The organism is Candidatus Binatia bacterium, assembly GCA_023150935.1.
Taxonomy (GTDB): Bacteria; Desulfobacterota; Binatia; order HRBIN30; family HRBIN30; genus JAKLJW01.
This window is the reverse complement of sequence record JAKLJW010000005.1, coordinates 137,888-158,259: the sequence shown is the minus strand read 5'-3', so window position 1 is coordinate 158,259 and position 20,372 is coordinate 137,888. Positions and strand designations below refer to the sequence as shown.

Here is a 20,372-nt window from a genome sequence, read left to right as displayed (position 1 = left end):
GCAGTTCCCGGCCGTGCCGATGCCGACCTGGCCACCGACGCCGGCGGCGCTGACATCCTCGGAATTCGCAAGTCGGCGCGGGCTGCCACCCGCAACCCAATGCCCGCAACTCCCCGTTCGCCCCGAGTAGGACCCGTTTGTTCAGGGGCCGTATCGAGGGGTCACATCAGACGTGCCTCGATACGCGCCTGAACCCTTCGATACGCCGATCGAGAAGACATCGGCTACTCAGGGCGATCGGGTTGTCCAGACGGCGCTACTCGGCACGAACGGTGGCGCACTGCTCCTCGATCATCCAGGAAGTTCCTCGCGCCGTGCGCGCAAACTCGGAATTCGCAAGTCGGCGCATCCGGCCCGCCCCAGCCTGTCCCGCGAAGCGCAACGCGCGGCGCGGAATTACACGCCGCCCCGCACTGCGCGAACGCGATAATTGCTGGGCTTGGAGATCGGGCCGACGGTGCCATTGTCAAAGGACACCGTCCACGCAAACTGCGGGCTGGGGGCATAGGTCGTCGACGACCAGTAGGTGTACAGCACGGTGCAACTGCAGCCCGTCACCGTACAGCCGCCCGTGCACGACGTATTGAACACCGGGTCCACCACCGGTCCGGGGGGCGGAATCCCGTAATTGACGATGCTCAGCAACTCTCTGATGTTCGGCAGCCGCCAGTCGCAGTGCCCGGCGAAACACGGCGGTGCGTTCAGCGCGGCGACGTACGTCGCGTACGCGTTGTCCCACGTGTAATTCGTGTCCTTGTCGTGGATCGAACCGTCGTCGCTCTTCTTTGCCCACATCAGTCTGGTGTTCATATCGGTGATCGTACCGTCGCCGTTGTCCGTGTATGCCAGCGCAGCCCCGGCGCGAACGTCGCCGTCGTGTGCCGTGCCGGCACACGTGACTACCGTGCCGCTGCTGTCCCAGCACGTCGTCTGGCCCGACTCCGGGAACGCCTGACACACGTCGAAGCCGCTACCGCCAAGCGCTTGCGCGATGTTGTCGGTGTGGTCGTCGATGACATCCTTGTATGCCGACACGGCCAGGGGTGCATCGGGGCAGGTCGCGCTGGCAGCGGTGGCCGCATCGATGAGCTTCTGCCACTTGTCCTGGAACTTCGTTTCGCACTTGCCGATAGCGGCGGCGTATTTCGTCACGTCCCCGGTCTTGACCAGCTTCGCCTCCGCCTTCTGCCGGCAGTCGGCGTACTTGCCGGCGACCTGATTCTTACCGGCCTGGCATTTCTGTTCGGGCGTCAGCGCCCCCGCCGCCGGCGCCGCCGCCAGGAACACTCCCACGGTCACGATGTGCAGTCCCGCGTGTCGCATCGGTATCCTCCCCTCGCTCTATTGATGCCACCGCCCCGCAGGTGCGGATGGCTCGCCGTAGTTGTCATCAGAGATCTGGCACTTAAGCAAGATGAGAAATGCACGGGTGGCTCCGAGGCGGAGTGCGACCTCCGGGCGCGTTTACCGCGGACGAAGCGGAAGGACTCGTGTCTCACCCCGGAAGGTTGCGAGATCCCTGTACGATTTACGGGTGAGCGGCTGCGGATACGTTGCCATACTTATGCCGACGAGTACTAAGGGTTGTCATGAAGGGCAGCCATCGCCAGTGCAAGCGCGCCGCGAAGCGGGGGCGCGTCGCTGTCAAAGGGGCATCCGGAAGACGACACATGCCGAAGGGAACACGGGCCTCGTTCGAGCTGCACATACGCGGACTGTGCGAGGACGGAATTCGGGTTCCACTTCCGAGGCAGCGTGCTGTCAGGCCACGTCGTGCGTCGCAGCAAGTCAACTATTACGCAACAATCGCGGCGCCTGCCTGACCTGCAGGGGATACTCATTGGCACAGAGGGGACCCGCACCGCTGCAGCAGGTTGATAACCGTTACCCTCCGGGGTAGCGTTTCGTGTGGCGAAGATTCGACGTGGGAACTATGTCTTCCTGACGTGTAAGGGGGATCACGGGCCGAGACACGTGCACGTTTATCGCGACGCGCGACTCGTGTTGAAGTGGGATCTCGACGCCAATGTGCCGATGAAAGGGAAGCCGAGCGCCAGGCTACTGGCGCTCATCGAAGCGCTGAAGAGCGAAGGTGTGTTATGAAAATTGCGCGGGTGTCCGTGAATAATCGCCGAAAGGCATTCGAGATCAGAGCGGGTCGACACACGTATGTTTTTCCCTACGCCAGGCTCGAGATCCGCCCCACAACCAGCGACAGAGTGTGCGAAGCGCACGTCGACGACGAGCTCGGCAGTGAAGCGTTCAGCTATACGCTCGAGTCCGGCCGGCAGGGCAGCGTGCATCTCGACCACGTGCTGGAGTACAACCGGGATCCGACCTACATGCGAGATTTGCTGCTCTACCAACTTACGTTGGAGGCGCAGCGGCGGCTGCCCCGCAGTCCGCTGAGCCGGCGCGAGATGATCCGTCGCTTGCGCACGTCACCGGCGCAGTTCTACCGCTTACTCGACCAGACTAACTACAAGAAGTCGGTCGACCGGATGCTCTCATTGCTCCGTATCCTCGACTGCGACGTCGAACTGCTCGTCAAAACGCGGGCGGCGTGAATGCCTACGACTTGGTGGTTCGACCATCCCAGATTCTGGATTCTATTCAGACAGGTTGCGAATTGAAGTCCGAGTTCCCGCCTGGGACCCGGGACTTTGGACCGTGGACTCGGTCTACTACGCCGCCAGCCCGGGTAGCAGCGGACGAAGGAATGCGCCGGTGGCCGACTCCGGGGCCCGGGCGATCTCTTCGGGGGGGCCGGCCGCGACGACGCGCCCGCCGTTTTCGCCGCCGCCGGGGCCGAGGTCGATGACGTAGTCGGCCGTCTTCACGACGTCGAGGTTGTGCTCGATCACGACGACCGTGTTGCCGGCATCGACCAGCCGGCCGAGGACGTCGAGCAGTCGGCGAATGTCGTCGAAGTGCAGGCCGGTGGTCGGCTCGTCGAGAATGTACAGGGTCTTGCCGGTGGCGCGGCGGCTCAGTTCCTTCGCGAGCTTGATGCGCTGTGCCTCGCCTCCGGACAGGGTCGTGGCCGACTGGCCGAGGTGGATGTAGTCGAGGCCGACGTCGCGCAAGGTCTCCAGCTTGTGGCGGATTGGCGGGACGTGACTGAGCACCTCGATGGCCTGGGCGACACTCAGGTCCAGGACGTCGGCGATGTTGCGTCCCTTGAACCGGACTTCGAGGGTCTCGCGGTTGTAGCGCCGGCCCCCGCACACCTCGCAGGTCACGAACACATCCGGCAAGAAGTGCATTTCGATGCGAATCGAACCGTCGCCGCGGCAGGCCTCGCAGCGTCCGCCCTTGACGTTGAAGGAAAAGCGGCCGGGGCCGTAACCGCGCGTGCGGGCTTCGGGCAGTTGCGCGAAAAGGTCGCGGATGTGCGCGAACACGCCCGTGTACGTGGCCGGGTTGGAGCGCGGGGTGCGCCCGATCGGGGACTGGTCGACATCGATGACCTTGTCGAGGCACTGCCAGCCGCGCAGTTCGTCGTGAATTCCCGGTTTCTCCTTCGCTCCGGAGAGGCGCTGCGCGAGGGCGCGGTACAGAGTGTCGACGATCAACGTGCTCTTGCCAGACCCGGACAGGCCGGTGACGCAGGTCAGCGTGCCGAGGGGGATGCTGACGTTCAGGTTGCGCAGGTTGTTCTGGCGCGCCCCGGTGATCGTTAGCGACAGGAGGCTGCCGCCGCGGCGGGCTGCCGGGACGGCGATGCCGCGTTGGCCGGAAAGGTACTGGCCGGTCAGCGAGCGCGGGTCGGTCATGATCTGCGCCGGCGTGCCGCGCGCGACGACCTCGCCGCCGTGGGCGCCGGCCCCCGGGCCCATGTCGATCACGTAGTCGGCCTCGGTAATGGCGTCGCGGTCGTGTTCGACAACGAGCACGGTGTTGCCGAGGTCGCGCAGCCGGCGCAGGGTCGCAAGCAGCCGTCGATTGTCCTGCTGGTGCAGACCGATCGAGGGTTCGTCGAGGATGTACAGGACTCCGACGAGGCTGGCGCCGATCTGCGTGGCCAGACGAATGCGCTGGGCCTCGCCGCCGGACAGCGTCGCCGCGGGGCGATCGAGGGTCAGGTAGTCGAGGCCGACGTCGGCGAGGAAGCCGAGGCGTTCGGTGACCTCCTTCAGGATGCGGCGGGCGATCTCGTGCTCCTGCGGCGTCAGCGGCAGCGCGCTGAAGTAACCGATCGCCTGCCGGATCGACATCGCCGTCACGTCGACGATCGACTTCCCGTGCAGCCGCACCGCCAGCGCTTCGGGCTTGAGTCGAGCCCCGTGACAGCTCTCGCAGGGGCGGGAGTTCATGAAACGTTCCAGCTCCTCGCGCATCCAGTCCGATTGCGTCTCTTTCATGCGGCGTTCGAGGTTGGGGATGACCCCTTCGAACGGGCGGCGAAACTCGTAGCGCCGGTTGGCCTTCTCGAAGACGAAGGTCACGGACTGCGTCGTTCCATGCAGCAGCCCGTCGCGCGCGGTCTTCGGCAGGTCTTTGAAAGGCGTATCCGGGTCGACCTTGAAGTGGCGGGCGAGCGCCTTCCAGATTGCCGGGCGCAGATAGCTGCTCTTGCGTTCCCACGGCGCCACAGCCCCGTTGGGAACGCTCAGGGCCGGATTGGGGACGACGAGGTCGGGGTCGAAGTACAGTCTTTCGCCGAGTCCGCCGCACGTCGGGCAGGCGCCCTGCGGGTTGTTGAAAGAGAACATGCGCGGCGTCAGCTCGGCGAACGAGACCCCGCAGTGAACGCATGCGAAGCGCTGACTGACGACGAAGTCGTCGCGGACGGTGTCGCGGGAGGGGCCGAGAACCTCGATATGCGCGACGTCGTTGGCCTGTTTGAAGGCGACTTCGAGCGAGTCGGCGAGGCGCCTGGCGATGCCGGGGCGGATGACGAGGCGGTCGACCAGCACTTCTATGGTGTGCGCCACGGTCCTGGCGAGGGCGATGTCCTCGGCGAGATCCCGGAGCGCGCCGTCGATGCGTACGCGCACGAAGCCGGCCTTGCGGAGGGCGAGGAGTTCTTTGCGGTACTCTCCTTTGCGGTCGCGAGCGACGGGTGCCAGCACGTGAATGCCGGTACCCTCGGGCAGGGCGAGCAGGCGGTCGACGATTTGTTGGATCGTTTGCGGCTGAATGGGGCGACCGCAGCGGTGGCAGAAGGGCGTTCCGATGCGCGCGAAAAGGACGCGGAGGTAGTCGTAGATCTCGGTGACCGTGCCGACGGTCGAGCGCGGGTTGCGGGATGTCGTGCGCTGTTCGATGGCGATGGCGGGGGAGAGGCCGTCGATGGAATCGACGTCCGGTTTTTCCATCTGTTCGAGGAATTGCCGCGCGTAGGCGGACAGCGACTCGACGTAGCGGCGCTGGCCTTCGGCGTAAAGGGTATCGAAGGCGAGCGAAGACTTGCCGGAGCCGGAGAGCCCGGTGATGACGACGAGCTTATCGCGTGGAATGTCGACGGAGACATTTTTCAGGTTGTGCTGCCGCGCGCCGACGATGGAGATGTGCTGAGCCATGGCGAACCGAGAGAACGCTGCCGCGCCTTGGCTGCGGAGTCAATGCAGCGCCGGGAGTTCGGGGGCCTGCGGCCATAGAGCCGAGCCCATTAGCTCCACTTTCGTCGCACGTTCGAATCTGACCCACGGAAGATAGCTGTGTCGCGTTTCCGTTTCCCGCCGAGTGCGCATGAGGTCCGGCCAGAAGATTCGTGATCAGGCAAAGGGCAGGGTAGACCGTCCCTTGCCGGCGGTGCTTTCCGGAATTCCGGAAGACGCCCCGGACAACCAATTTTGGGTTTAACCGGAAATGGGTTTATCGACCCGGCTTGGTGACCAAGTCCGTCTTTACAGGCAAGTACGAATCCCTCCGGAAACTGCTCGTTGAAGCCCGGCGGGTGGCGGGGCTCACCCAGGCCGAGCTGGCGGGGCGCCTGGAGCGCCCGCAATCGTACGTTTCGAAATACGAGCGCGGTGAGCGACGCCTCGATGTTGTCGAGTTCATCGAAGTCGCGAACACGCTTGGCTTCAGTGCCAGCGATGCCGTCGAGACGATCAGGAAGATCGAGGAAGAGGTCGCCACCCGCCGCAAGAGGCGACGCAGGTGAAAGAGCGCCACCCGGTCGAGGAGCTGCTGAACGCCTCGGCGTCAGACATCCTGTCCGCGATCCAGCGTGGGTTTCGCGCCCTCGTTGACGTGAAGGGGAAACTGGCCGAGTATTTTCTCTTCCAGAAGCTCGAGCGGTTGCGGGAGCAGAGAGTCATTGAGAGCGTTGAATGGTTGGACAGGGACGGTCAGCCCGATTTCGTCATTGGGGTTGGCGAGCGGACTCTGCGGGTCGAGTGCAAGAATGTCCGCAGTGGTGCGGAAGGACGCTACCGGAATGCGGAGGGGTACAAGGTCGAGCTGCAGAAGACGCGCAACAGCAAGGACGGAACACCGACGCGGGGCTACCGCATCGGTGAGTTCGATATCCTTGCGGCGTGTCTTTTCAATCAGACACACCAGTGGGAGTACTTGTACGTGGCAACGGGGGCACTTCAACGAAGGGCGAACATGGCCGACATTCTAGTGATCATGCAGCGGGTGCCGCCGGGGCCTGAGGGGCCATGGCGCCCCGACATCGAGGCGGCGATTCACGACGCCTTGCAGGGAGTAGGGCGGTGAAGCGGCGGGAAGTGGCGAAGCCGTTGTATGAGACGTCGTACGGGAAGGCCTTCCTTGGCGATTCGCTCCCGCTCATGGCCGACATGCCGGTGGCAAGCGTGAACCTGGTGTTCACGTCGCCGCCGTATGCTCTGCACTTTAAGAAAGAATACGGGAACGCGGCGCAACGGGACTACGTCAAATGGTTTCTGCCGTTTGCTCGTCACGTACACCGTCTCTTGCGGGACGACGGGAGCTTCGTCGTCGACATCGGTGGTGCGTGGACGCCTGGGCAGCCGACGCGTTCCCTCTATCACTTCGAGCTGCTCATCGCACTGTGCCGTGAGGTCGGGTTCTATCTGGCGCAGGAGTTCTACTGGTACAACCCGGCGAAGCTGCCCTCGCCGGCGGAGTGGGTGACAGTGCGGAAGGTTCGCGTCAAGGACGCCGTGAACTGTTTGTGGTGGCTCTCCAAGACCCCCGCGCCGAAGGCTGACAATCAGCGCGTGTTGAAAGAGTACAGCCCGGATATGAAGCGCTTGGTCAAGCGCGGGTACCGAGCCACGGTGCGGCCGTCTGGGCATATCATAACGGCGAAGTTTACGGATCGCGGCGGTTCCATCCCGCCGAACCTGCTTACCTATGGGAATAACGACAGCAATGGCCACTACTTGGAGCAGTGCAAGAAGCACGGTTTGAAACCGCACCCGGCGCGCTTCCCAGTACAGTTGCCGACATTCTTCTTGCGGTTTCTTACGGACCCCAACGACTTGGTCTTCGATCCGTTCGCGGGTAGCAACACCACGGGCGAAGCGTGCGAACGCGAGGGCCGGCGGTGGATTGCTGTCGAGGTGGAGGAGCGGTACCTGGAGGCAAGTCGCTTCCGCTTTACGGGCGACCTCAGGGCCTTGTCGGACCTGTACGAAGAAAATGGGACCGCGGGTGTGGTCGTGCAGCCAAGCCTCTTCGGCTGAGGAATCGTGCGCCGCGATCTACTGGCCCTTCTCTAGGAGTCTGCTGCTATCGCTCCGCTCGGGGTTCGAACAAAACGAGCACCAGCGGCGCACCTTCATCGAAACCGTGGGCGCTCGCCAGGGCCACTTGCAAACGGCCCGCATCGTTCGTGTTCGCGGCAAGTGCGGTACCGCGCGCCGCCGCCGCCCTGCGCACGCCAACCACTGTGAGGTTCCGGGAATCGTAGGTCAGCTCGGCAGTGATCGCGTGCTGGCGTCCGGGGCCGGCCGCGTACAGAGCCCGAGACAGCCGGCCATCACGTCGATGCTGAAGCCCTCCCCAGCGTCCGTGCTCGCCTCCGGGGGACCGCAAAGCCTGCACCGCGGCAGCGCCTCCGTACGACGGATTTCAGTTGCCGATACTGTCGCCGAACAGAACCGCCTGGAAATTCCGGTTGTTTGCCGGGCCGGCGAGCGGTTCGTATCGGATTTCGCCGCGCTGACAGACCTCAGCGGGAATCGAGGGTGCCACCACCACCTGGTTTGGAACCGTTGCGGCCGCGGGGATGAAAATCCAATCCGACGCGCAGGGCTGCGCCACCGGGAGGGTGTCGATCAGGTGCACCACAAGCTGGAGAATCCGCACGTCCCCTGTCTCCACCTACCTCCACATCCCTCGATCGAGGAACGTCCCTGGCCGCCGCTGTTGCGCACGCCGGGCCCGCGGAGTATCCGGAAAGAGGAGGATCGCCATGGAGACCATTCGGCTCACGACGACGATCGCGGAAAATGGAACCCTCGAGATCAGCGGTCTGCCGCCGGGACCCGCCGAAGTTCTGGTCGTCATCAGCCCCCTGGCCTCCCGTTCCGAGCAGCCGTTGCGGTGGCGAGACCTGAAGGGACTCGGAAAGGAGATCTGGAAGGGTGTGGACGCACAGGAGTACGTGAGCCGGTTGCGTGACGAGTGGGAAGAATGAGCCTGCTCGACCACCTTCAACTCGCCGTCGCCCTTGAGCACAGTTCCGCTTGTTTTCTGACGAACGACGTCTGTCTGAAGAAGGTGAGCGAGCTGCGCGTGATCGCTCTTGACGACTATGTGTAGCGCGCAGACCCGAAACGTACGGGTTGCCATCTCGCTGCCGCGGGGCGTCGCGTGGGCCGTGGATGATCTGGCGAGGTGCCGCGGAGAGCGCCGGGTTCGATTCATTGCGGCGCTGCGGACGGCATCCTCCGGGACGTAGAGACTTTCCGGACCGTTTCCTCCGAAGGCCTTTCACGCGCCCGGCGCAAAAACTCCGCACCTTCGATTAAGCGGTGTAAATCGAGAGAGTGCGTCAGGCTGACCTCCGGCTGCGGCCACGAATCACGGCAATGACCGGCCCCCGGATCGTTTTCCGCGCACCGCACTGCCGAACCCTCAGGCCGGCCAGGTGAACCTGGAATTGCAGACCGCCGGCGGTATCGTAAGAATCCATTGCATTCTTACGATACCGCGGGAATAGTGCGGGCGATGGATGGGCTGCCGCGTCTGCTCGCCTTGCCGAATCGTTCGTTCTTCGTCTTCGGACCGCGCGGGGTGGGCAAGAGCACCTGGCTCCGGCAGGTACTCCCGGCCGACACCCCCGTGTTCGACCTGCTCCGCAGCGACGTGTTCCTCGATCTCGCCCGCGACCCGGCGTTGCTGGAGGCCAGGGTAGGCCGCCGTGCGGCGGGAAGTTGGGTCTGCATCGATGAGGTGCAGAAGGCGCCCACAATACTCGACGAAGTCCATCGGCTCATCGAGGAGCGCCGGTGGCGCTTCGCCCTGAGCGGCTCCTCGGCGCGGAAGCTCCGGCGTGGCGAGCGCCGCGGCCGGGCTGTTGCATGAGACCATGGTCTCATGCGGCGGAAAGTGGCCCTACGTCATGGTGGGAAACAGCGCGGCGAGTCGCTGCGCCACGGCGCTTTCGAGGGACTGCTCCTTGAAATGCGCCGCCACCCCCGGCGCCACCAGCGCCCGGGCGTCGGTGCCGTACTTCGCCAGGCGCGTGTCCACCCACACACCCAGCTCGGCGAAGTCCGCGTCCTGCGCGAGGCGCGCCGCCAGGTCGGGCAGAAACCGTTCGCCGAAATCGATGCGGTGCTCCAGTGCCAGCAGCGGCGAGACCAGCAGTGCCGGACGCGAGAGCCGAACGCCGACGGCTCGCAACAACGCATCTACCAGAGCGAGCGTCGTCTCCAGCACGTCGGCGTTCGCCGCCTCGCGCACGGGTGCGAGATCGCACTTGGCCCAGGTGGCATCCGGTGTACACACCCGCTCGACGTAGAACTTGATCTTCGGCTCCGTGCCCGACGGCCGAACGGCAACCCGGAGATTGCCGTCGTAGACGAGCTGCACGAAGTTCCGTGCGGCGCCGTCGGTGTCGGAACGGATCGGTCCGCCCACGGACTCCTCGAGATGATCGATCGCCGATGCGAACCTGTGGCCGTTCAGGTCCGCCGGCGGATGCGCCCGCAACGCGCTCATCATGCGCGCGATGCGCTCGGTGCCGCTGATGCCGTCCATGACCAGCGAGTACCCGAGGTTGGCCGCGTAGCCGTAACGCCGATGGATCTCGTCGAGGTAGTCGCCGAAAGAGCGGTTGCGCCCTCGCAACCACGCGCACATCTCGGCCAGCAGCAGCGCTCCACCGGCGGCGTCCTTGTCGCGCAGGTTCGGGCTGACGAGCACGCCGTTGCTCTCTTCGGCGGCGAACAGGAAGTCGTCGAGCGCGGCACTTACGCTCCCCCAACGACCGTCGCGCTCGATAGCATCGAGTACCGCACCGACGTACTTGAATCCCACCAGCAGGTCTCCCACCACCTGCACCCCGTGGCTGTCGGCAATCTGCCGAACGAGGTCGGTCGTAACCGCGGTTTTCACCACGAAACCGCGCTGCGGCAGGGTTCCCTGCGCGCGGCGGTTCTCGATGATGTACGCCGTCAACAGGACGGCGACTTCGTTGCCGTCGACGGCGCGCCAGCGGCCACCGACGGGTGCGACGAGCCCGATGCGGTCGGCATCCGGATCGGTGGCCAGTCCGAGTTCGGCGCCAATGCCTGCGGCCTCGGTGGCGAGCAGGTCCATCGACGCCGGCACCTCGGGATTGGCGATGCGAAACGGCACCGCCGGAAAGGTCCCGTCCGGTTCCGCCTGGGGCGCGACGAGGTGGACGGCGAACCCGGCGCGCGAAAGCAGATCGCCCACGGTATGCAGACCGGTGCCGTGCAGCGGGCTGTAAGCCACGGTGGCGTTGCGCTCTTCGGGACGCACCGAGCGTCCGAGGTTCTCGTCGAGGTACCGGGCGTGCATGGCGGCGTCCCACCAGCGCACGGCGCCACGCCGCACGGCTTCGTCGAAGTCGGCGTCGGGGATCTCGGTCACTTGCTCGACGGCAGCGGCGAGGACGTCGTCCTCGGGCGGTACCGGCTGGCCGCCGCTGGGCATGTAGAACTTGGCGCCGTTGTCGTCCGGGTGGTTGTGGGACGCAGAGACGTTGAGGCCGCCGTGGGCGCCGAGGTGCCGGATGGCGAACGACAGCTCCGGCGTTGACAGGTAGAAACCGTCGTCAGCGGGAACCGTCCACACCTCGATTCCTTGCGCGGCGTAGATCGCGGACGCCTGCCGCGCGAGGTCGCGCGAGCGCAGGCCGAGCAGGGGGTTGGGCGCCGTAGGATCGTAGACCCCGCGGAGATCGCGAAAGACCCTCACGTCAAAGGCCACGACGACGCGCAAGGCATCGCCTGGAAACCGCGTGCGTAGATAGGCGACGTGGCCGGCGACGGAGGTAAGAACCGTATCCGGGTTGACCCGGTTCGAACCGACGCCCACGGGTCCGCGCCGGCCGCCGGTGCCGAACGGGATGGTGCGGTAGAAAGCGTCGAGCAGAAGGTCCCACTTGCCACGCTCGGCCAGCTTCTCGATCTGCGGGCGAAACGCTGCGAGTCGGGGGTTGGTCCACCAGTACGTCAGGTTGTCACGCGCGCGCTGTCGGTGTTCGGCGGCGACGGGGAGCGCGTCGAGGTGGGCGAGAATTTCGGCGAGGGTCATGCGGTCGGAGGCGCGCTGGACGGGTGGCGGTTGTTCCCTGGCCTCGGTACGCCAGCCGGCACCGGGCCGACGCGTCTCTTCACGCCACGGTCACCGACTTGGCCAGGGAGCGGGGTTTGTCGACGTTGCGCTTGAGGGCGGTGGCGGTGAAGTAGGCGAGCAACTGCGCGGCGACGAGGGGCAGGAAGGGGGCGGTGAGGTCGGAGCGCGGTGTGAACGTCACGCACTCGTCGAAGATATCGTCGACGCCGTTGAACGCGAGGCCGAAGACGAAGCCGCCGCGCGCCCGCACCTCTTCCACGCTCGACATGGTCATGGTGTGCAGAGCGCCGTTGGCGGGCGGCACGAAGACCAGCGTGTAGAGCTTGTCGTCGACGAGCGACAGCGTGCCGTGTTTCAGGAAGCCGCCGGGCATACCCTCGGCGTGGATGTAGGTGACCTCCTTCATCTTCAACGCCGCCTCCAGCGCGATCGGGTAGTAGTGGCCGCGACCGAGGAAGAGCCAGTTCTGCACGTGGGCGTGGCGGTACGCGGCGGCGCGGATGAGACCGGACTTCTCGTTGAGGAGGGTTTCGATCTCGCCCGGCAGTGCCGCCAGGGCGGACTCGTGTTCCTGTACCGTGCCGGGGGACAGCACGCCGCGCAGTCGGCCCACCTCGATGGCAAGGCGGGTGAGAATGATCATCTGGGCCAGAGCGGCCTTGGTGCTCACGACGCACACTTCGGGGCCGGAGCCCTGCAGGATGACCTGATCGACCAGGCGAGCCATTGACGATCCGACGACATTGACGATGGCGGCCGTTTTCGCGCCGCGCTCTCTGGCGTCCCGCAAGCTGACAAGGGTGTCGTAGGTTTCACCCGACTGCGATACGGCGACGACCAGGGAACCGCTGTCGCTGCGGTGCAAGTGGCGGTACTCGTCCGAGCTGATTGCCGGCACTTCGAGGTCACCGAGCGCCGCCATCAGGTACTGGCCGAGCAGCGCCACGTAGTAGGTGGTGCCGACGCCCATGAAATGGACGCGTCTTGCCGCCAGGATACGCTCGGCGAGGGCACCGATGTCGTCGCGGCCGATGCTCGACGCCGCGCGCACGGCGCTCGGCTGTTCGTGGATCTCCTTGAGCATGTAATGCGGGTAGCCGCCCTTGCGCGACAGTTCGGAGTCCCACGGGATGACGGTGACCGCCTTGTCCACCGCTTCGCCGGTGCGCAGGCTCTTAATCGCGTAGCTGTCTTTGGCGACGATGCCGTACTCGCCGTCTTCGAGGATGACGGTGTTCTTGGTGTAATCGATGAAGGCGTTGAAGTCCGAGCCGACGTAGTTGGACTCGGCGCCGACGCCGATGATCAGCGGGCTTTCGTGCCGGGCGCAGTAGATGTGTTCGGGGTCGTGGGCAGAAATGACCGCGAGGGCGTAGCTGCCTTCGAGGGCCTGCAGGGCGCTCACGAGCGCACGTTCGATGTCGCCGGATTCGGAGAAGCGCTCTTCGATCAGGTGGGCGATGATTTCGGTGTCGGTGTCGGAGCGAAACGCGTGGCCCTTGCGGGCGAGGGCCTCTTTCAACTGCTTGTAGTTGGCGATGATGCCGTTATGGACGACGGCGAACTCGCCGTGGCAGCTCAGGTGAGGGTGGGCGTTTTCCTTGGTGACCCTGCCGTGGGTCGCCCAGCGGGTGTGCGCGATGCCGACCTGGGCGGCGAGGTTGCGCAGGCTCTCCTTGCTGTTCACCTCGTCGACGGTGCCGATGTCCTTGCGAACTTCGATATGGTGGTTGTCGAGAACCGCGATGCCGCACGAGTCGTAGCCGCGATATTCGAGGTGGTGGACGCCTTCGTACAGGCGGTCGCCGATGGGGTGAAAGCTTGCCACCCCGGTGATTCCGCACATGGTCCGCCTACCTCCCTGACGGCACGGTGGCCCGGTGCGGAATAATCGTGCCGGGTGAGATCACGGTCCCGGGGTCGATGGTGTTGCTGCCGCCGATCTTCACGTCGTCGCCGAGGAAGGCGCCGAGCTTGACCAGTCCGGAGTCGACCGGTTCGCCCAGGATGTCGACGGTAACGGGGGTACGTTCGAGGCGTTCGTTGATGGTCATGGTTCCCGACCCGATATCGACGTTCTCGCCGCCGACACTGTCGCCAACGAACGACAGGCGGCCGACGGTCGAGCTGCCGAACAGGACGCAGTTCTTGAGTTCGACGCCGTAGCCGACCGTCGAGCCGGCACCGAGCGAGGAGTATTCGCGGATGAGAGCGTTGTTGCCGACGTACGAGTCGCGCCCGATGTAGCACGGTCCCGAAATGATCGCGCCGGCTTTGATAATCGAGCCGGGCTCGATGCGCACGGGGCCGCTGAGGGTGACGTTGCCCTCCACGGTGGCGTGGCGGGAGATACGGGCCTCGTCCCACGTATCCATGATCATCCGGTTGGCGGCCAGGATGTCCCATGGGTGCTCGATGTCGAGCCAACCGTCCTCCCAGATCGAAGCGTGCAGGCCGGGTTCGCGAACAAGCCGGTCGAAGATCTGTTCCATGCTTCCCTGGCCGCGCTCCAGGAGACCGAATATCTCCGTCGGCAGGACGAAGAATCCGGCGAGGACGTAGTTGCCGAGGCCCTGAGCGGTGGGCTTCTCCACGATCCGGGTGATACGCGTGCCGCTCAGATAGACGTTGCCGTAGCGGCCGGTCGGTGGGCCGGGCAGGCAAACGCTAGCCACGGGGCCTTTGACGGCGTTGAACGACTGCAGCAGGGGATGGAAAGGGTTGCCGGCGGTGACGACGTCGCCGTACACGAGAATGAAGTATTCGCGCGGGATGAACCGGTCGCGGGCCTGCAGGATGGCGTCGGCGATGCCGCTGGGCCGCGTCTGTTGGGCGTAAGTGATCTGCACGCCGAGCGTCTCGCCGTCGTCGAAGGTGCGGCGCACCGTCTCGCCGTGCTGGCCGAGAACGATAGTTGCGTCGGTAACCCCGGTTTCGCGCAGGAAGTTGAGGGTCCGCCGGATCAACGAACCGCCGGCAACAACCGTCATGCCTTTCGGCCGGGTGGCGGAAAACGGCACCAGCCGCCGGCCCGGTCCACCTGTCAAGATCAACGCCTTCATCGCCTCGCCTCGCTACCGAGCTAGCGTACTGCGGGACGGCGGGGAATCACAAGCGCCGAGTGCGCTCGGGTCCGCCGGGCGGTAGCGGCCATTGCCATGGCGGCTGCCATGCTGCTGGGATCGGCCACGCCCTTGCCGGCGAGATCGAAGGCGGTGCCGTGGTCCGGGGAGGTGCGCACGAAAGGCAGGCCCAGGGTAACGTTTACGCCGTCGGCGAAGTGCAGGAGTTTGAACGGGCCGAGGCCCTGATCGTGGTACATACACACCACGACGTCGTAGGCGCCGGCGGCGGCCTGGGGGAAGGCGGTGTCGGCCGCCAGTGGCCCGGCTGCCGACAGGCCGGCGCGGCGTGCGGCGCGCACGGCCGGGGCGATGAGGCGCTCTTCCTCGTCGCCGAAGAGCCCGTGCTCTCCGGCGTGGGGGTTCAGGCCGGCGACGGCGATACGCGGGCGGCGCACGCCGTAGTGCCGGCGGACGCCGGCGGCGGCGAGGACGATCGAGTCGTATATCCCGGTGACCGTGAGGGCTCCGGGGACGGCCGCCAGCGGGATGTGGATCGTGACCAGGACGACGCGGAGACGTGGGCCCGCCATCATCATGCGCACGCGGGCGGCCCCGGCGAGGCGCGCGAGCAGTTCGGTGTGGCCGGGGACGTCGTGGCCGGCGGCGGCCAGGTGTGCCTTGCTGATCGGTGCGGTGACGAGGGCATCGGCCTGTCCGGTGCGTACGAGGCGGGCGGCTTCGACGATCGCGGCGTGGGCCGCGGCGCCACACGCCGCGCGGGCCGCAGGGGAGCTGGGGAGCCCCGGCCGCCGAAAGCGGGCCGGGAGGTCCGACGTCGTTACCAGTGGCGCGCGCCCGAGCACGCCGGTGAGACGGAGTCGGGCAGCGGTTTCGTGCCACACCGCGGCGTCGCCGACCAGTAGCGGCTCGATATCGGGCGACCGCGGCGGGGAGGCGAGGGCGCGCAGGGCGACCTCCGGGCCGATCCCGGCGGGGTCGCCCATGGTGATCGCCAGGCGCGCGCGGCGGCGGCCGGCCTCTCTCACTGCAGCAACTCCACGTGGTGACGCTTGCGGAGTTCCTCCGTGAGGTACTTCTGGAAACGATCCTCCAGCGCCTGCTGATACAGGTCTTGCTTTATCTGATCGGCGAGTTCGTCGAGGGCCTTGCGCGATTCGCCTTCGCGACCTTCGACTTTGACGATGTGTACGCCGGCCCGCGTGCGCACGGGTTTGCTGTACTGCCCGACGTCCAGGCCCCGCGCCGGCTTTTCGATGTCTTCGAGGAGTTCGCCGGGTTTGAACCATCCCAGGGTTCCGCCGTCCTTTCCGCTGGCGTCTTCCGAGTGCTCGCGAGCCAATTCGGCAAAGTCGGCGCCTTTTTCGAGCTGCTCGTAGACGGCGCTGGCTTTGTTCGTTGCGGCGGCCACTTCCTCGCTCGATGCCCGCGCGTCGACGCGGAAGAAGATGTGTGCCACCTGGATGCGTTCCGGGGTCGAGTACTCGTCACGGTGCGCTTCGTAGTAACGCTGTACTTCCTCCGGCGTCACGCTGACCTTGCCGCTGACTTCCCGGCTGATTAGCTGTTGGCGCTGAATGTCCTCGCGGATCTGGTTGCGATAGGCCTCCATGGTCAGGCCTTGATTGGCGAGGGCGGTGGCGAGCTGCTCGGCGTCGATCTTGTTGCGTTCCTTGATGGTCTCGATGTAGCGGTCGATGTCCTCGTCGCGGACGATGACCCCCTTGGCACTGGCTTCGCGTTGCACGAGTTTCTCGGCGATCAGCGCATCGAGGATCTGCGCCTCGTCGAGTTGTCCACCGAGTTGCCGGCCGCGGAGGTTGCGCGCGGCAAACTCCTTGACCTCGTAAAGCGTGATCGGCTCGCCGTCGACGGTGGCAACCACCTTGTTGACCAGCGCCGCATCGGCGGCGCCTGCTCCGACGGCGACCGCGAGGCCCGCGAGCCACGCCGCCAGAACGCAACGTCGAATCAGCATTGTCCGTGCACCTCCTTGAGCCGAGCTTCGGGAATGGGGGCGTTCAGGCGATAAAGCAGTTCCTGGATCTCCGCGACCAGACCGTCCCAGTCCGCGGATGCCGGGCGCAGCAGTAGCTGCGCGTCGCCGCGCAGGGCGAGGCGTCCCTTGCTCTTCGTGACCAGGCGTACGAGTTCGGCGCGATCGACCGGCGCATCCGGATGGAACTGGAGCGTCACGGTGCCGTCCCGCAACGTGGCCCGCAGAACGAGGCAATCCTTGAGGGTGCGGCGGAGATCCATCACGCGCAGGAGGCTGTCGACGTGCGGCGGGATCGGTCCGTAGCGGTCGCGCAGTTCTTCGGCCACGGCCTCGAGGTCGCTGCGGCCCTTGATGGCCGTCAGGCGCCGGTAGACCACCAGACGCTGGTTTTCGTCCGGGATGTAGGTGCCCGGAATGAAGGCTGCGATGCCGAGCTGGATTTCCGGTTCGACCTCGACGGTGACGTGCTCGCCGCGGAGTTCGCGCACGGCCTCTTCCATCATTTGCTGGTAAAGTTCGAAGCCGACCGCGGTGACGTGGCCGGATTGCTGCTTACCGAGCAGGTTGCCGGCGCCGCGGATCTCCAGATCGTGCGCGGCCAGCTTGAAGCCGCCGCCAAGGTCGTCCAACTCCTGCAACGCCCGCAAGCGCAGTTGCGCGTCGCGCGAGATGAGGTGCTCGCCGGGGATCATCAGGTATGCGTAGGCGCGTTCGTGGGAGCGGCCGACCCGGCCCCTGAGCTGGTATAGCTGGGCGAGGCCGAAGTGATCGGCCCGGTCGATGATAATGGTGTTTGCGTTCGGCACATCCAGACCCGACTCGATGATCGCCGAGCATACGAGAACATTGGTGTGCTTGGCAAAGAAGTCGCTCATGACACGCTCGAGGGCGCCTTCGGCCATCTGACCGTGGGCGACGGCAAAGCTGGCTTCGGGTACGAGTTCGCGCAGGCGGCGAGCCCGCATCTCGATGGTCTCCACCCGGTTGTGCACGTAGAAGACCTGGCCGCCGCGGCCGAGTTCGCGCACGATCGCTTCGCGCACGAGGCCCTCGTCGTAACGCGTCACGTAGGTCCGGATGGCGAGGCGGTCGATGGGCGGGGTCTCGATGACGCTCAGGTCGCGCAGGCCGAGCAGGGACATCTGCAGGGTGCGGGGGATCGGCGTTGCGGTCAGGGTCAGGACGTCGACGAGCTGGCGCATCTGCTTGATACGTTCCTTGTGCCGGACCCCGAAGCGGTGTTCTTCGTCGATGACCAGCAGGCGCAGGCGTTTGAACTTTATATCGGACTGCAACAGGCGGTGTGTGCCAACGACGAAGTCGACTTCGCCGGTAGCGAGACCTCTTACGACCGCCTGGGTCTGGGTGCGGGCGAGGAAGCGGGAGAGCATCTCGACCCGCACCGGATAGCCTTCGAAGCGCTTGCGCAGCGTATTGTAGTGCTGTTGGGCGAGAACGGTGGTGGGAACGAGCACGGCGACCTGGCCGCCCTCTATTGCCGCGAGGAAAGCGGCGCGCATCGCCACCTCGGTCTTGCCGTAGCCGACGTCGCCGCAGATGAGGCGATCCATGGGTTTGTCGCGTTGCAGATCGGCGAGGACATCGTCGATCGCCTGTTGTTGATCGGGGGTCTCTTCGAACGGGAAGGCGGCTTCGAAGGCGCGGAAGTAGGCGTCGGGCGAGCCGAACCCCTTGCGCTCCATCACCTCGCGGGCGGCGTGGACGGCGAGCAGTTCGCGGGCCATGGCGAGAATCGACTCGCGGGTCTTGTGCTTCACGCGCTCCCAGGCGGTGCCACCGAGCTTGTCCAGCGCCGGCGCCGCGCCGTCGGCACCGACGTACTTCTGAACCAGGCTGATCCGGTCGACCGGCACGTAGAGCCGATCGCCCCCGGCGTATTCGAGGTGGAGGTAATCGCCGGCGGTGCCGGCAACCTGCAGGTGCTTGAGCCCCTTGTAGCACCCGACCCCGTGGTCGATGTGGACGACGAAGTCGTCGGGTTTGAGCTCGCTGAGGTTCTTCAGCAGTTGCGCGACTTCGACGCGGCGGGTCCGCCGCCGCTGTTTGGCCTCGCCGAATATGTCGGCTTCGGTGGCGATGGCGAGGCCATCGTCGGGCAGGCGAAACCCGTCGTGCAGGTGGCCGACCACGATTCGCGGGGCGGGGCTGGAGAGCGCGGCGGCGAGGGACGGCGCTGTGTCGATCTCCAGGTCGTGATTGCCGAATAACTTCCGCAGCCGTTCGGCCTGGGGCGCCGCCCCGGCGACGACGAGGACGCGATGGCCGTCGGCACGCCAGGCGCGGACGCGCTCCGCGACCGGACCGAACGAAACCTCGCGGCGGCCGGCAATGCGATCGATCTTGAGATCGCGCATCAGGTACGAGCGGACCGGCACGGTGCGCTCGCTGTCGATGCCGCCGAGTACCTCGAGCGTCTCGGTTTCCACCGTGGGTCGGGAGGCAACGGCGGCCCGCCAGATCTGCGGCGACGCATAGAGCCGTTCGATCGGGGGCAGGTAGCGCTGCGCGGCCGTACGCTCCTCGGCGCGCCGTTCGATCTCCAGCCATACGCGTTCGATCGCGGCGTCGACCGCACCGGCACCCTCGATCCACACCAGAGCGTCAGGGGGCACGTAGTCATCGAGCAGATCGAGCGTCGGATAGAAATACGGCAAGAAGAACTCGATGCCTGGAAACAGGAGGCCCGTTTCCAGGCCGTCGAGGATCTCGGCGCGCTCCTCGCGCTTGACGTCCAGATCGAAGAGCCGCTCCTCGACGGCCCGGTATGCCTGACGACTGGTGCGCCCGGCCGCATCGAACTCGCGAACCGGAAGGATGAGCAGCTCGGGGTGGTTCTGTAGGGAGCGCTGGCTAATCGGATCGAAGTCGCGAATGGTTGCGATAAGGTCGCCGTCGAGCTCGATACGCAGAGGCTGCACATGGGCCGGTGGAAATATGTCGAGGATGCCGCCGCGGATACCGAAGTCGCCGCGGTCTTCGACCAGGGGGACGCGCCGATAGCCCCAGTCCACCAGTTGCGCACCGGTTGCCTCGAGATCGAGTGTGTCGCCCTCCACGAGGTATCGAAGGCGTCCCGCGAAACAGTCTTGCGGCGGGACACGCTGCAGGAGAGCATCCGGGGTGGTGACGACGATCGGGTCGCGGGTTTGTTGCAGGTGGTAGAGTCCCTCGATGCGAGCGGCCACGATATCGGGGGTGGGTGACAGGTCGTCGAAGGGGCCGACGTCCCACGCCGGGAAGTAGTGTATGCGGCGGGCGAACGGCGCGGCGGAGTCGTCTTCGCCGAAAAAGAAACGGAGGTCGTCAACGAGAGCTTCGGCGCGGGCCGCGTCGGGTACGATCGCCAGCGTGGGCCTTGGCCGGGCGACCAGCGTGCGCCAGAGACAATAAGCGCGGGCACCACCTTGCAGGCCCTGAACTTTCCACGGTGGTTCAGACGTTGCGGCGCGTCGATCGGGTATGCCGGCGGCGATGCGGCGGGCAACGTGTTCGCAGCTATGCGAGTTCATGTGGCGGCGGAGTTACGCAGGCACGGTCTTGCGGGCGGGCCGACG

General features: G+C 65.8%; 15 protein-coding genes. 6 read left to right on the top strand and 9 right to left on the bottom strand.

The window, feature by feature from the left end; all coding sequences use genetic code 11:
* Positions 1-396 precede the first annotated feature (396 nt).
* The gene (locus L6Q96_05725) at positions 397-1,323 is read right to left on the bottom strand and encodes a DUF1566 domain-containing protein (GenBank protein MCK6554069.1); all 927 of its coding nucleotides are present in this window, start codon (positions 1,321-1,323) and stop codon (positions 397-399) included.
* A gap of 776 nt (positions 1,324-2,099) precedes the next feature.
* Between L6Q96_05725 and L6Q96_05720 the strand changes: the two genes are divergently transcribed.
* A complete protein-coding gene (locus tag L6Q96_05720) occupies positions 2,100-2,567 on the top strand; it encodes a hypothetical protein (protein ID MCK6554068.1) in 468 nt (155 codons plus the stop codon).
* A 117-nt stretch (positions 2,568-2,684) separates the two neighbouring features.
* Here L6Q96_05720 and uvrA read toward each other — a convergent pair whose 3' ends face one another.
* On the bottom strand, positions 2,685-5,525 hold the full coding sequence (gene uvrA / locus L6Q96_05715) for an excinuclease ABC subunit UvrA (GenBank protein MCK6554067.1): 2,841 nt from the start codon (positions 5,523-5,525) through the stop codon (positions 2,685-2,687).
* A gap of 311 nt (positions 5,526-5,836) precedes the next feature.
* On the opposite strand from uvrA, the gene L6Q96_05710 reads away from it, so the two are divergent.
* From L6Q96_05710 to L6Q96_05700, 3 genes are read left to right on the top strand one after another with little or no spacing between them, the layout of a single operon-like run.
* Entirely contained in the window at positions 5,837-6,112 is a 276-nt protein-coding gene (locus L6Q96_05710; GenBank protein ID MCK6554066.1) for a helix-turn-helix domain-containing protein, read from the top strand.
* Positions 6,109-6,672: a hypothetical protein gene (locus tag L6Q96_05705; GenBank protein MCK6554065.1), complete on the top strand. Its 564-nt coding sequence runs from the start codon at positions 6,109-6,111 to the stop codon at positions 6,670-6,672. The genes L6Q96_05710 and L6Q96_05705 overlap by 4 nt, the downstream gene beginning before the upstream one ends.
* Positions 6,669-7,625 (top strand): site-specific DNA-methyltransferase, encoded by a 957-nt coding sequence (locus L6Q96_05700; GenBank protein MCK6554064.1) that lies wholly within the window; start codon positions 6,669-6,671, stop codon positions 7,623-7,625. Before L6Q96_05705 ends, L6Q96_05700 begins: the two co-directional genes overlap by 4 nt.
* A gap of 388 nt (positions 7,626-8,013) precedes the next feature.
* Here L6Q96_05700 and L6Q96_05695 read toward each other — a convergent pair whose 3' ends face one another.
* On the bottom strand, positions 8,014-8,265 hold the full coding sequence (locus tag L6Q96_05695; GenBank protein MCK6554063.1) for a hypothetical protein: 252 nt from the start codon (positions 8,263-8,265) through the stop codon (positions 8,014-8,016).
* Between the two features lie 91 nt (positions 8,266-8,356).
* Here L6Q96_05695 and L6Q96_05690 point away from each other — a divergent pair, with 91 nt between their 5' ends.
* Positions 8,357-8,581: a hypothetical protein gene (locus L6Q96_05690; GenBank protein ID MCK6554062.1), complete on the top strand. Its 225-nt coding sequence runs from the start codon at positions 8,357-8,359 to the stop codon at positions 8,579-8,581.
* A gap of 497 nt (positions 8,582-9,078) precedes the next feature.
* Complete coding sequence (locus L6Q96_05685) at positions 9,079-9,471, top strand: AAA family ATPase (protein MCK6554061.1); 393 nt, start codon at positions 9,079-9,081, stop codon at positions 9,469-9,471.
* 30 nt (positions 9,472-9,501) lie between these two features.
* On the opposite strand, the gene L6Q96_05680 is transcribed toward L6Q96_05685, so the two are convergent.
* The 6 genes from L6Q96_05680 to mfd form a co-directional block, all read right to left on the bottom strand.
* On the bottom strand, positions 9,502-11,673 hold the full coding sequence (locus L6Q96_05680; protein ID MCK6554060.1) for a phospho-sugar mutase: 2,172 nt from the start codon (positions 11,671-11,673) through the stop codon (positions 9,502-9,504).
* Between the two features lie 79 nt (positions 11,674-11,752).
* Complete coding sequence (gene glmS, locus L6Q96_05675; protein ID MCK6554059.1) at positions 11,753-13,561, bottom strand: glutamine--fructose-6-phosphate transaminase (isomerizing); 1,809 nt, start codon at positions 13,559-13,561, stop codon at positions 11,753-11,755.
* A 7-nt stretch (positions 13,562-13,568) separates the two neighbouring features.
* Entirely contained in the window at positions 13,569-14,777 is a 1,209-nt protein-coding gene (locus L6Q96_05670; GenBank protein ID MCK6554058.1) for an NTP transferase domain-containing protein, read from the bottom strand.
* Between the two features lie 20 nt (positions 14,778-14,797).
* Positions 14,798-15,784 carry a 4-hydroxythreonine-4-phosphate dehydrogenase PdxA gene (gene pdxA / locus L6Q96_05665; protein ID MCK6554057.1) on the bottom strand — a complete coding sequence of 329 codons (987 nt, stop codon included), beginning with the start codon at positions 15,782-15,784 and terminating at the stop codon, positions 14,798-14,800.
* Positions 15,785-15,822: 38 nt separating this feature from the next.
* Complete coding sequence (locus tag L6Q96_05660; GenBank protein ID MCK6554056.1) at positions 15,823-16,776, bottom strand: peptidylprolyl isomerase; 954 nt, start codon at positions 16,774-16,776, stop codon at positions 15,823-15,825.
* A complete protein-coding gene (gene mfd, locus L6Q96_05655) occupies positions 16,770-20,327 on the bottom strand; it encodes a transcription-repair coupling factor (GenBank protein MCK6554055.1) in 3,558 nt (1,185 codons plus the stop codon). Before mfd ends, L6Q96_05660 begins: the two co-directional genes overlap by 7 nt.
* Between the last annotated feature and the right edge of the window lie 45 nt (positions 20,328-20,372).